Raw genomic sequence first — 10861 nt, 5'->3', positions numbered from 1 at the left:
GTCGAGGTCTCGGGCTCGCGGGTGCATCTCACCGGCAAGGAGTACCAGATGCTGGAACTCCTCTCGCTGCGGAAGGGCACGACGCTCACCAAGGAGATGTTCCTCAACCATCTCTACGGCGGCATGGACGAGCCCGAGCTGAAGATCATCGACGTCTTCATCTGCAAGCTGCGCAAGAAGCTCGCCAACGCCTCTGGCGGTCAGAACTACATCGAGACGGTGTGGGGTCGAGGGTACTCGCTGCACGACGGCATGGTCGAGATGCGGGCCATGGCTGGTTAAGGCCAGCTGCGCCGCTCCAAAAAGCGTGAACGGCGAGCGCTATGAGCCTGCGCGCTAAGGTCAGAATGTCCGTTGAGGTATATCCCAACGGACAAGCTGGAGCATGCTCAGGATGCATGACCGTTCTGGAAGGGTCTTAGAAGCGGAGTGCGCCCGCGTTTGGATCCGAACGTCTACAGCAGGCTGTCGGTGGCTTCGGGCCGTTCCACACGGGCAAGCCCTATCGGAACGAGATGCACGGGCGAGCATCTCCTCGCGAGCCAGTCCCGGGAACTTCCTAGCCGCATTTTGAATTCAGTCTAGAGTTGATCCGGCTTTACGCATTCCCAACGTCGAATTGTGGTTCAGTAACTTTTGCACGATTATAGTCTCTTATCGCGCGGGTAAGCTTAGGTGGCGACGTGGCGTCTGGGGATCCGTTCCTGCGAAAACTTGAGCGTGCGGGCGCGCTGTCCGACGAAGAGCAAGCCGAGCTGCAGGCCCTGACCTTCAACCGCCGTGCCGTGCCGGCCCGCAATGACATTGTCACGGGTGACATCCCGGATCGCGTCTACCTCGTCATGAACGGCTTTGCCTGCCGCTATAAAATCCTCAGAGGTGGCACCCGCCGGATTGTCTCTTTCGTTCTGCCGGGCGACCTCTGCTACATGCACGACACCGGCGCCTTCGGGCGCGATCTGCGCGTGGGTGCCCTCACCCCCTGCTCGGTCGTGGATCTCTCCCGTTCTGAGCTGATAGAGCTGATCGGCACCTACCCCGGCATCAATCGGGCGATCTGGTGGGTCACCTTGCGCGAACTGAGCCGGGCCCGCGAGTGGATCGTCAACGACACGCGCCCGGCCGACAAACGGCTGGCCCACACCCTCTGCGAGCTGCTGGTCTGTCTGCAGGTGATCGGGCTGGCGGACGAGGATAGCTTCGAGCTTCCGCTCTCACAGTCGGACGTGGCGGATGTGCTGGGCATCTCGCATGTCCACATCAACCGCGTCGTACAGAGCCTGCGCGCTGGTGGCCTGATCACCTGGAGCGACAATCTCGTGACGATCTCGGACGTTCAGGAGTTCAAGGCCTTTGGCGAGTTCGACCCGGCCTACCTGTGCTTTGACGGGTTCGGCCCCTGACAGAGCCACGGATCACACTCACCCGCCTCTGGCCTGCTCGCCATATGAACTTGCCGCAGGTTCAAGTGGTTAGGATCACAGGCTTGGCGATGAGCCGCCTCGTCGAGGAGCAGAATGGCCGAGATCACGCTGCAGATCGTCCTCATCCGGGCTTTCCATCGGTCTCGGTAACCGACGATTTGCTGAACGGGCCGATCCTGGCTTAGAGGCGCGTATCAAGCGGACATCGCAGGGCTGAAGGCCCGCGCCTTCAGCCGATCCAGGTTGGGAAGGCACGTGCCACGGTTCTTCTTCGACATCCACGATGGTGATGACATCCGCGATGATGCGGGACATGACCTCCCCGACCTGAAAGCGGTCCGCGCTGAGGCGCAGCGTGCCCTCGCCGGAATGATCGCGACTACGCCACTCGGCACGAATGCCATACAGATCCGGGTCGACGTTCGGGATGAAAGCGGCAAGCGCGTCGTGACGGCATCCCTTCTCGCGGTGATCGAGGACGCTCCATAACGCCCAATCCGCGCGCAACAGCGTCCATGGCATGCGGCCAGTCCTCGGCCCTTGTCGCACATCGACAGTCGATGAACCGCCCCAGCGGGCGGCCACCTATCACGTTTTGTATGTTCCCGCCCGTATGGCTACGCTCGTGCCGTAGATGAGGCTGCGGGCCAGACAACCTGCGCGTCAGGAGGCGATCAGGGTTTGGCGATGCATGACCTGCTGATCGGACGACTGGAACATGCCGGTCTTCTGTCTGATCCCGAGCGGCAGGCACTTCACACGCTGACGCTGCGTCCCCGAGCCGTGGCTGCACGTACCGACATCGATGCTGGGGGTGAGCCCCACAGCGTGCAGCTGATCCTGAGCGGCATCGCCTGCCGCTACAAGATTTGGTCCGGTGGTACACGGCGCATCATCTCCCTGATCCTCCCAGGAGACCTGTGCGACGGTCACCTGCCCATTCCCTACACGCTCGGGAACATGGTCGGGGCGCTCACCCCCTGCACCGTGGCGGACATCCCGCGCCAAACCATGGCGGATCTCATCGAGACCTACCCGCGGATCGCACGCACTCTCTGGTGGATGACGCTGGTGAAGCTGAATGTCGCGCAAGAGTGGCTCGCCAGCACGAGCCGAGGTGCTGAGAAGCATCTGGCCCTTGTCTTCTGCGAGTTGCTCGTGCGCCTGCAGGCCAGAGGCCTCGCTGACGAGAACAGTTTCGAGTTCGGGCTCAGCCAGCCGGATTTGGCTGACGTGATTGGGGTCTCACAGGTCCACATCAACCGTGTGGTGCAATCCCTGCGTAGCAGCGGCCTCATCGTCTGGAGCCATCGCCGGCTGACCATCCCGGACGTGGCGCGCCTGAAGGCCTTCGCCGAGTTCGATCCCGGGTACCTGCACTTTGGCGAAGGGCAGCTCTCAAGCATTTCACCGGAGCGGTAGGCCCTCACCCCATAACACCCAATCGGCGAGCGCCGTGAGGCCGCCCACCAAGAGCACAATGTCCGTTAAAGCATACCCCTACGGACAGGAATGTCGTCAGATACGAGGATGAACGGCGCCACGGCTCGCGGTTGAGCCGCCGTTCACGAATGGCGGCGTAGTTGATGCGGGCCCAGATGAAGCCGCCTCGAGGATCTCTCCCGGAGGAAGGCTGCCATGCGGGTTGGGGCTGTGAATGACGCGCGACATCGACTGGGGCCGCTATGCGGTCGTCCACTGGACCGTAAATCGGCTGTGGGAGAGCGGTGCGTTTCGCCCTTGCGGCCAAACACGCGCCTTTGCCGAGCTGGCGCAGGCGGTGCTGTTCACGACCGGGCTCGACAGAGAGCATCGGCAGACCGCCAGGGTCGATTGCGGCGGACAGACCTACCACCTTGCCGATATCGAACGGCTCGCTGAACGATCAGACTACCCGCACCTGTATGAGCTCGCAGCAGCCTGAACGGCCTCTGAGACCGACAGGTTTCTATGCGGACGGTATCTCAACGGCCGGTTCCGGCCCGCTCTCCTGAGTGTTTGGCGAGTTCTGCTCGCAGGCGCGCCGCTTCGGCCTCGTGTCTTTCGGCGGAGGCTTCAATCCGCATGCAAAGATGGTCGTAGAACGAGCGAAGCGACTGCATCAGGTGCGCCATCGGTTTCTCCATCGTGACAGCCGTTCACCCGCCACACCGCGGACGGCGATCCCGATCAAGCGGCGGGTGAACCTCGAACCATGCCTTCAAGATTGGTTGCCTATGGCGCTCCGCCAAGCCCGGTTTGCGACAGGTCTGTCGAAGCCAACAAGCGTGTGGGTCACTGCGCCTCGCGAAAGAGCGTTTGAATGAGCCGCCAGAGTTCACGGTGGCCAGCGGTCTGCCCCGCCTGCGTGAGGTAATCCGGGATCTCGATCTGCTCCTTCCCCTGGCCTGAATGGCCGGCTTCGCGCACCTCGGTATGCTGCCACGCGTGCTCGACGTAGAGGCGCTTTGTGTCCGTATCGAAGACCAGCCGCCACCAATCCTTGTCGTCGGCAACAGGGCCTTTGGCGGATCGTTGAAGCTCGCGGATGAGTAGGGCCATCTGGAACGCTCCTGCACTGCAGCCGAGGCTACCTTGTAGGGAGACCGACCGCGAGATCGGCAGCGCCTCTGAAGGCGCTTAAGCAGCGTCGAGCACCCGCTGCACCTGCACCACCGACCACGTGCCGCCCTGCGCCGTTGGGATCTCGCGCCCGTTCAGCCCAGTGGCGATCCCATGAAGGGAGGTGCCGCCCGTCGCCCGGATATCGCCGATGATCGGCGCCAGATCCGCGGTCCGGCGCTTCCCCGGCTCTTGGCGCACAGTTCTGGTTGATGATGGAGTTGCGACCATAGCCGACGAGCATGTCGGGATAGTGCGCTAGGTGCGTTTTATCGACGGTAGAAAACCCGACATATTTTCCCGACATAAAAGGGCCGGTTCGGAGGACCAAGCGGACCTCTCTAGGCCTATGCCGGGAAAACGGTCGTTTTTCCTGCAAGTGATGCAACGGCGCCTTCGAACGTTCCACTGGGGCAAGCCCTCTTGGAACGACGACGGCTTGAGATCGCCTCTGCTCTATCGCTGTTGCCGCTGCAGGTCAGCCGCCGCAATTTCTGACCATCCGGCCGGTGGTTGGTAGAATTGTTGGGTGCCCCACCAAGTAGACAAAACGCTCTGCAAACCGATTTACGTTGGGACATTCGGATCACAATGGTGTAAGGTCATCCTTATCGCCAGCTAATCCGACACAGGTGCTGGTGGCTGGGAGAGACGAGCGCTTCTACCTGCAATGCAAGGTGAAGCTCTATGTCCTCGGCTTCCGAAATCCACTCCCTGACCATGCTCGTCCGCAAGCTGGAGAGCATCGCGACCCTCTCGGACGAGGAGCGTCAGGCCATCCTGAGCCTGCCGGCGAAGACCCGCGTCCTCCAGGCGGGTCAGGACATCGCGCGCGACGGCGACAAGCCCTCGCAATGCTGCCTCATCCTCGATGGTTGGGCCTGCCGCTACAAGGTCCTGGACAAGGGTCGGCGACAGATTTTCTCCTTCCACATCCCGGGTGACGTCCCGGATTTGCAGAGCCTGCATCTGCACACCATGGACCACACCCTTGGTACGATCACCCAAGCCACGGTGGCGCTCATCCCGCACGACGACATGCGCGAGTTGACCACCCGCTATCCTGGCATCGCGGCGGCCTTCTGGCGCGACACGCTGGTCGATGCGGCGATCTTCCGCGAGTGGATGATCGGCATCGGCCGCAAGACAGCCTATGGGCGGATCGCGCACCTGTTCTGCGAGATGTACCTCAAACTCCAAGCTGTTGGTCTGGCCAGGGGCTACCGCTACACCCTGCCGATCACGCAGATCGACCTCGGTGACGCCCTGGGTCTCTCGAACGTGCACGTGAACCGGACGCTGCAGGACATGCGCGGCAAGGGCCTGATCACGCTCCGCAACAATACACTCGTCATTGAGGCATGGAATGAACTGATGCGGGTGTCGGAGTTCGATCCCACGTACCTGCATCTGGAAAAACGGGCCGCCTGAGCGTCCACTCACGTTAATGTTTGCTGTCGCAGATGTGTCTATTAGTAGACAATCGTTGACTTCGATCCTGGCCGTCAGCGCTTGAGAGATGTCTGTGCTCCCGCCTGTTGCATGCGTGAGTTATGGCACGAACGCACGACGACCTCCTCGATGAGGTGGACCGCGGCATCGCAATGGGCGAGGCAAACAGCACGGCGTTGACCGCCGCCATCATCGGCCTCACCGGGGCCGGATGTGATGCGACCGAGTTTGAGACGGCGCTGCGCGACACCCGAAACGCCCTGGCGACCCTACGCCGCCAGCGATGGGCGATCCCGGCCCGGGCAACGAAGCCATGAGCGCGCCCACCGAGACACGGCAGACCGCTCCCTCAGCCTCCGATGAAGCAATAGAGGCCGCGATCCGGCTTGTGACCGAGACAGAGCAGCGCTGGAGCGAGCAGATCGACCGGATCGCGCAGCTTCGCGAGCAGACCGATAGCGCAGCCCTGGCGGAAGTTCCTCTGGCCAAACAGGTGCTGCGGGAGATCGAGACAACTCTCGGGCTTGCCCGGGCCTACCGAGCGATCCTCCAGAGCCTGAGTGAGGCATGACGGGCTCCACCGCCATGTTCGATGGGTCTCGATCTCCATCCTACGAGCATATGAGTTATGGAGCGCGATAATTAACGTAAGTCAACGCGCTGATCTTGATCACGAATTTCGGGATAATTTCGAAAATACCTCAAATGATGGAGCATAATTGTGGGGATGTGACTATTTGTAATCCATGATGGTTCCTGAGATTATTGTCCTTGCACTTTCCGGGTTTGTCGCTGCGGCACTGGTGATTGTTCATATACTCTGAATTGCGTGCATCTATATTGTGAGGTCGGTGGACCACTTCATCAGCCGACCGGCTCCATAACGCCCATTCCGCGAGGCGCGTCGCGGACGGCTTAGGAACCGTCGCCCTCCCTGCCGCTATAAGCAGGAGAGCCGCTTTTGATCGTGGAGCGGCTTCCCGTCTCACACACTTGAGATCCGCTTCCCTTCCCCGCCCGTAATATGCGCTCTCGCTTTCCCGGCCTCTGCGCCTCCAGGCGCGTCAGCACCTCGCGAAGATTGTCGGGCAGAGTGCGTGCAGATGGCGGGGGGCAAGTTCGCTCAAGAAACCTGACGAGAGCCTGTATCACGAACCCATAAGGGCTTGACCGGGGCTCTTGCCGAGGTTCGGGAAACGACAGCATCCTGCCTCACTGCGCCTTCGCCAGTAGCGTCGGTCTCGCACAAAAACCTAAACGGCTCTTCCTGGGCCCTCAAATGCCACTTCAGTGTCCGGGCCGTTGGGTGCGAACGCTTTTGACAAGCTTCAGTGTTCCTACTGATCGACGGGCATAAAGCTTCGCAATATCTGACCAAAAATTGCGCCGTTCACTGTCTGGCAAAATATGCGCTCTCTTGTCGAGCACATCTTTCACCACTCGCGATCGGACAGCGAAATCTTTGTGGCCAAAATTCATAACTTGAAACCTACTCAAATCATGGAACGCATCGGGCGGATGTTTGATCCCACACTTGGTAGCGTCCTACGCCTGCGCTGCACGGCCCGCGGCGGCAAGCGGATCAAGATATACTCAGATTGGACGGGGCTTGTGCCGCCCTAAATCGGCGGCTCCATACTGCATCTTATGCGAATGCCGCTGCTGCCGACTTCACCCACCGGTCTACCGCGCCGTGCTGATGGCCTTGTAGTGCTCGGCACCACTGAGAGCGCGCAACAGGATCGCTCGCACGCGCTGGCGTCGCGCGTTTCGAAGTAGGACCTCAGCAACGTCTGTCCGCTCCTCCTGCAGGTGGTGTGCGGCAGCGGCTGCAAGCTCCGTCGCAATCGCTTCAGCGATGCAGGCGTCGGCTACGCGATTTGAGGAACGTGGACTCATGGCAGCCCCGCTTGTCATCGACGGGCCTGATCCTCGGCTGGAAAACCTAAGGGGCTGTTAACCATACCGTGGTCAGATCCACCGGCTGATGACAGGCAAGGGAGAGGGCGACCGCGGATGTACCGGTGCCCTTTTCTCTGTCGTCATTTCCCCCATGCTCACAAGCATGGCCGAGAACCCCACCATCGGCGCCCTTGTCACAAGCGACGCGATTGACAGAGTAGAAATAACTGCGGCAGTGGACGCCGTCCTGGCTGATCCAAGTCCGAAGACCTACGTGTTGGGTGAGCGGTTCTCGCTCAATCTATCCGCTGCCGTCGCGGCCGATCCGTTTGCCGTGAAGACGCTAAAACGCATGAACGCGGGCCTTGCAGCCCGTCGTGCAGCGGTGCGCACTGCCATTGTACTGGGGCGACCTGAGAAGGTGTGAGATCCAGCCTCATGCGGCCTCGTCCTTCGCACGCAGCGCCGCCCGGAGATCAGGTAGGGCGGCGATGTTCGCAGCGATCCGCTGCGCCTCCTCCCGCGACATGTACCCAGTGATCACCCGACGCTCGGTGTCGTCCGAGAAGTAGACGTAGGCCAGCGGCGAACTGGTAGCGTCCTCGATGCGGAATGCCTCCTCAAGCTCGATGATGCGCCAAGGTGCAGAGAAGCGGCGAGCCTGCTCAATCATGCGACGGCTTGTACCTCCGAAAATGCGGCCGCAGTCCGCCCCGCCATCTGGTTGGCGCGGCCTTGAGCCGCCGAGGGACGAGCGTTGCCGCACATGGTTTGGAGACTGCCAACCACACTCACCAATGATCCGGATACCGCCCCAATCTCAGCCGTTTCGGTTTGCGAAGCTGTAGCTCGTATCGGCGTCTGGGAGACCGCCATGGTGATCCTCAATCCGCTGACCGGTCAACTGGTCGAGATCCCGGCTCCGAAGCCGCGGGCAGATCACTGAGGGAACCTTCCCGAGTTGAGGTAGCACCCTAGCTCCGAAGCATGGCAGACACCCCGACCATCGGTGAGCGTGCGACCACTGCCCTTGCTGCGTACTGGATCAGGGCGGGATTGCCACCCGACCAGGATACCGTGACGCGCGCTCACGCAGCGATCCGGAACCGATTGTCCAACGGCAGCTATGGAAAGGACTGGCAGACGCTTTTGGACGACGCGATGGCTGACATCGGCTGCACAGTTGATTGGGCAGGGCAGGCAGTGCGTAGCGTGACGATCTGGGGAAGGCCGCGTGACGCTCGCGGCGAACGCTAAGATACCTCCACTATGCCGCCCAGCGTAAGCGCGCGAAGAGGGCGACGCCTATCGGTCGCCCGCACCGGACAGCAGCTTCTCGATCTGCGCTATTCCATTTTCGTGCGCCTTTGCCTCGTTCGGGAGGCTGCGATCTGAGCGCTGGACCAGCTTGCCGCTTCTGCGGATCGCCCATTGATAGGACGCCCCCTCGGCCTTGGGCGGAAGGATCTCCAGCGTGTAGGGATGCGTGTTCGTCATCGTGTCACTCATGCCCAATCATAACCCTGGATGTTGGCTGGCATTAAGGCGGCCCGATTGGCCTACGTTTGGCTCAGCTGTTGTTGGCAATCTGGGCATCGCCGAGCCACGGCAACCCCCCTTCGAGGGTGTCGAAGCGGTGCTCGATCTCGGTGAAGGGGTGCGGCCTTTGTGACGGCGGAAGCGCGCCCGGCAACTCGGCGCGCCATCGTCTCCCGCCACGCCTTCAGGCGCCAACTTCCTGCCAAAGGGGCGACTGCCAGGGTTCAGCTTCGGGTTCTGAGCCAGCCGGATCGGCTTTCAGCGCCCCTATTCCCTCTCGGTGATGTGCTGCTCCGCAGCGACGAAAGGCGCGAAGATGCGGTTGCCATTCAGATACCATGCGCACAGGAACAGCACCCCACCGAAGAAAACGATGGGGTAGATCAAGCTGACGGGTTTGGTGTCCGACATTGGATGCGACTTCCACCGTGGCGATCCCGAGCATGTGGGTGCCCAGAGGAGTACCGCGATCTTGGCCTACTCGTTGCAATCAGCACAGCAGGCCGCCTTTGCGAAGGGGCGTCTGCGCCTACTCGGCATGTGGCGAGTAACAGCCGAGAGTCGGCGGCTTCTGTGACACTGGGGAGGCGCGGCCGGCGCTCTTGCAAGCTGAGAATGCAACGGGCTCCGGTGAGAGGTCGGTGGTTGAGCCTTACCCCCTTTCACAGGGCGAGCGGTGTGCTAGCTGCCAGCAATGGATACCAACCCGACGACTGGCGACCTCCTCAAGCAAGGGCTCCTCACCGACGCGGAGGTCGACGCCGCCGTTGAGACCTTTATGGCAGACCGAAAGGCGACGCTGTACGTGATGGGTAGTGTCTACCAGCTTAATCCTCAAGCCGCCGTGAAGGCGCATGCGTTCGCGCGGGACAATCTCAGAAATCCGGAAGCAAGCCCTGGGTTGAAGCGGGCCGCTGTCCGCAAGGCGATCCTCGAAGCGCGGCCAGAGAAGCAGTCAGCCGCTGGGGCAACATCCTGAAGTCTAACTCAGAGACGCTTCCTGCCTAGCTTGACCGGGATGCTCGATTTACCTCTCCCACCATGTTGCTGCTCGCTATGGCCCCCTGCGGCGGCTTGGCGGTTCCGGGATGATGTTCTCCCGAGGAGAGAGTCTACGTGTGCCGCAGCATCGAAGGTCCGCGGGCGCGTTGGCCTCGCTCATTCAGAGCGCCGAATGATCATAAGTTAGGCTTGTGGGTGGGGCCGCCGTAGGTTCTAATAAGGTGTGAAACTTCCTGGTTGGTCCTGGGAACGACTAGCAGAAAACTACCGCCCTGTGCGCCAAGTCGCCGCAGGGCGTTTTTGCTTTCAGTTACATCCAGATACGAACCCGTTAACTCGTCTTAACGTGTTGGTCCTGACGTGCGCTCTCGCACATCTGACCGTCGTCCTTTCCTGCGTGCGGCAGGGGTGTTGTAAGTCTGCACTATCGCTACAACGCAATCTGCCGTCCTGTCTCGATCTGCAAAGCCCTGAGACAAGGGACGAAGGACCAGATGATCAAGAAGCTCCTCCTCGCCAGCGCTGCCACGGCTCTCCTGACCACTGCTGCCGCCGCTGCCGACCTGCCGCGCCGCGCCGCGCCCCCGCCGGTGTTCGCCCCGGTGCCGGTCTTCACCTGGACGGGCTTCTACGCCGGTTTCAACGCCGGCTACGGCTTCGGCACCCAGGATGACCGCGCCCCGACCGTGATCGGCGTCCCCGCCGGCCCGACCGCCGCCTCCAGCCTGTTCGTCACCGGTGCGGGCGCTCCGGCGGCCGGCGTCGTCGCCTTCTCCAACCGCAACAGCAACGACGGCTTCGTCGGCGGTGGTCAGATCGGCTATAACTACCAGTTCACCCCGGGCTCGGGTGTCGTGATCGGCGTCGAGGCCGACGCCCAGTACGTCGATTTCGGCCGTAACCGGAACCGCTTCGCGGCGGCCACCGTGCCGGGCGGCGGC

At 61.7% G+C, this 10861-nt stretch carries 16 protein-coding genes and 1 pseudogene; 10 read left to right on the top strand and 7 right to left on the bottom strand.

Going from position 1 to position 10861, the window contains the following annotated elements:
* Both F6X53_RS31185 and F6X53_RS31180 read left to right on the top strand, forming a co-directional pair.
* Positions 1-282: winged helix-turn-helix domain-containing protein (locus tag F6X53_RS31185; protein ID WP_151005680.1), on the top strand; the 282-nt coding region annotated here is incomplete at its 5' end.
* Between the two features lie 401 nt (positions 283-683).
* Positions 684-1403, top strand: a complete 720-nt coding sequence (locus tag F6X53_RS31180) for a Crp/Fnr family transcriptional regulator (RefSeq protein WP_151005678.1) — start codon at positions 684-686, stop codon at positions 1401-1403.
* Positions 1404-1478: 75 nt separating this feature from the next.
* Here F6X53_RS31180 and F6X53_RS32835 read toward each other — a convergent pair whose 3' ends face one another.
* A complete protein-coding gene (locus F6X53_RS32835) occupies positions 1479-1946 on the bottom strand; it encodes a hypothetical protein (protein WP_191971083.1) in 468 nt (155 codons plus the stop codon).
* A 165-nt stretch (positions 1947-2111) separates the two neighbouring features.
* Here F6X53_RS32835 and F6X53_RS31170 point away from each other — a divergent pair, with 165 nt between their 5' ends.
* Positions 2112-2846, top strand: coding sequence for a Crp/Fnr family transcriptional regulator (locus F6X53_RS31170; protein WP_151005682.1), 735 nt, complete (start codon positions 2112-2114; stop codon positions 2844-2846).
* 235 nt (positions 2847-3081) lie between these two features.
* Positions 3082-3348 (top strand): hypothetical protein, encoded by a 267-nt coding sequence (locus F6X53_RS31165; protein WP_151005674.1) that lies wholly within the window; start codon positions 3082-3084, stop codon positions 3346-3348.
* Positions 3349-3388: 40 nt separating this feature from the next.
* Here the strand turns inward: F6X53_RS31165 and F6X53_RS32830 are convergent, their stop codons facing one another.
* The 3 genes from F6X53_RS32830 to F6X53_RS31155 form a co-directional block, all read right to left on the bottom strand.
* Positions 3389-3538 (bottom strand): hypothetical protein, encoded by a 150-nt coding sequence (locus F6X53_RS32830; RefSeq protein ID WP_191971082.1) that lies wholly within the window; start codon positions 3536-3538, stop codon positions 3389-3391.
* Between the two features lie 160 nt (positions 3539-3698).
* Positions 3699-3965, bottom strand: a complete 267-nt coding sequence (locus tag F6X53_RS31160) for a hypothetical protein (RefSeq protein ID WP_151005672.1) — start codon at positions 3963-3965, stop codon at positions 3699-3701.
* Positions 3966-4043: 78 nt separating this feature from the next.
* On the bottom strand, positions 4044-4226 hold the full coding sequence (locus F6X53_RS31155; protein ID WP_151005670.1) for a recombinase family protein: 183 nt from the start codon (positions 4224-4226) through the stop codon (positions 4044-4046).
* Between the two features lie 486 nt (positions 4227-4712).
* Between F6X53_RS31155 and F6X53_RS31150 the strand changes: the two genes are divergently transcribed.
* From F6X53_RS31150 to F6X53_RS31135, 4 genes are all read left to right on the top strand, one after another.
* A complete protein-coding gene (locus tag F6X53_RS31150; protein WP_151005668.1) occupies positions 4713-5456 on the top strand; it encodes a Crp/Fnr family transcriptional regulator in 744 nt (247 codons plus the stop codon).
* Positions 5457-5578: 122 nt separating this feature from the next.
* A complete protein-coding gene (locus F6X53_RS31145) occupies positions 5579-5794 on the top strand; it encodes a hypothetical protein (RefSeq protein ID WP_151005665.1) in 216 nt (71 codons plus the stop codon).
* Positions 5791-6048: a hypothetical protein gene (locus F6X53_RS31140; RefSeq protein WP_151005663.1), complete on the top strand. Its 258-nt coding sequence runs from the start codon at positions 5791-5793 to the stop codon at positions 6046-6048. The genes F6X53_RS31145 and F6X53_RS31140 overlap by 4 nt, the downstream gene beginning before the upstream one ends.
* Positions 6049-7542: 1494 nt before the next feature.
* Positions 7543-7806: a hypothetical protein gene (locus tag F6X53_RS31135; RefSeq protein ID WP_151005661.1), complete on the top strand. Its 264-nt coding sequence runs from the start codon at positions 7543-7545 to the stop codon at positions 7804-7806.
* A 9-nt stretch (positions 7807-7815) separates the two neighbouring features.
* On the opposite strand, the gene F6X53_RS31130 is transcribed toward F6X53_RS31135, so the two are convergent.
* The 3 genes from F6X53_RS31130 to F6X53_RS32825 form a co-directional block, all read right to left on the bottom strand.
* A complete protein-coding gene (locus tag F6X53_RS31130; RefSeq protein ID WP_151005659.1) occupies positions 7816-8052 on the bottom strand; it encodes a hypothetical protein in 237 nt (78 codons plus the stop codon).
* A gap of 632 nt (positions 8053-8684) precedes the next feature.
* Positions 8685-8876 carry a hypothetical protein gene (locus F6X53_RS31125; protein WP_238296037.1) on the bottom strand — a complete coding sequence of 64 codons (192 nt, stop codon included), beginning with the start codon at positions 8874-8876 and terminating at the stop codon, positions 8685-8687.
* A gap of 309 nt (positions 8877-9185) precedes the next feature.
* Entirely contained in the window at positions 9186-9329 is a 144-nt protein-coding gene (locus tag F6X53_RS32825) for a hypothetical protein (protein WP_191971081.1), read from the bottom strand.
* Between the two features lie 283 nt (positions 9330-9612).
* Between F6X53_RS32825 and F6X53_RS31120 the strand changes: the two genes are divergently transcribed.
* Both F6X53_RS31120 and F6X53_RS31115 read left to right on the top strand, forming a co-directional pair.
* Positions 9613-9897, top strand: a complete 285-nt coding sequence (locus F6X53_RS31120) for a hypothetical protein (RefSeq protein ID WP_151005654.1) — start codon at positions 9613-9615, stop codon at positions 9895-9897.
* 520 nt (positions 9898-10417) lie between these two features.
* Positions 10418-10861 (top strand): annotated as a pseudogene (locus tag F6X53_RS31115) (porin family protein); the annotation flags it as partial.

Origin of the sequence: Methylobacterium soli, from assembly GCF_008806385.1 — a bacterium.
GTDB lineage: Bacteria > Pseudomonadota > Alphaproteobacteria > Rhizobiales > Beijerinckiaceae > Methylobacterium > Methylobacterium soli.
Note: the sequence above shows the minus strand (reverse complement) of the source record. Positions and strands in the feature narration are given on the sequence as shown.

Excerpts from the sequence above, each read along its gene's own strand:
- F6X53_RS32835 (WP_191971083.1), bottom strand. The coding sequence starts at position 1,946 with ATGCCATGGACGCTGTTGCGCGCGGATTGGGCGTTATGGAGCGTCCTC.
- F6X53_RS31170 (WP_151005682.1), top strand. The coding sequence starts at position 2,112 with ATGCATGACCTGCTGATCGGACGACTGGAACATGCCGGTCTTCTGTCT.
- F6X53_RS31165 (WP_151005674.1), top strand. The coding sequence starts at position 3,082 with ATGACGCGCGACATCGACTGGGGCCGCTATGCGGTCGTCCACTGGACC.
- F6X53_RS32830 (WP_191971082.1), bottom strand. The coding sequence starts at position 3,538 with ATGGCGCACCTGATGCAGTCGCTTCGCTCGTTCTACGACCATCTTTGC.
- F6X53_RS31160 (WP_151005672.1), bottom strand. The coding sequence starts at position 3,965 with ATGGCCCTACTCATCCGCGAGCTTCAACGATCCGCCAAAGGCCCTGTT.
- F6X53_RS31150 (WP_151005668.1), top strand. The coding sequence starts at position 4,713 with ATGTCCTCGGCTTCCGAAATCCACTCCCTGACCATGCTCGTCCGCAAG.
- F6X53_RS31145 (WP_151005665.1), top strand. The coding sequence starts at position 5,579 with ATGGCACGAACGCACGACGACCTCCTCGATGAGGTGGACCGCGGCATC.
- F6X53_RS31140 (WP_151005663.1), top strand. The coding sequence starts at position 5,791 with ATGAGCGCGCCCACCGAGACACGGCAGACCGCTCCCTCAGCCTCCGAT.
- F6X53_RS31135 (WP_151005661.1), top strand. The coding sequence starts at position 7,543 with ATGGCCGAGAACCCCACCATCGGCGCCCTTGTCACAAGCGACGCGATT.
- F6X53_RS31130 (WP_151005659.1), bottom strand. The coding sequence starts at position 8,052 with ATGATTGAGCAGGCTCGCCGCTTCTCTGCACCTTGGCGCATCATCGAG.
- F6X53_RS31125 (WP_238296037.1), bottom strand. The coding sequence starts at position 8,876 with ATGACGAACACGCATCCCTACACGCTGGAGATCCTTCCGCCCAAGGCC.
- F6X53_RS32825 (WP_191971081.1), bottom strand. The coding sequence starts at position 9,329 with ATGTCGGACACCAAACCCGTCAGCTTGATCTACCCCATCGTTTTCTTC.
- F6X53_RS31120 (WP_151005654.1), top strand. The coding sequence starts at position 9,613 with ATGGATACCAACCCGACGACTGGCGACCTCCTCAAGCAAGGGCTCCTC.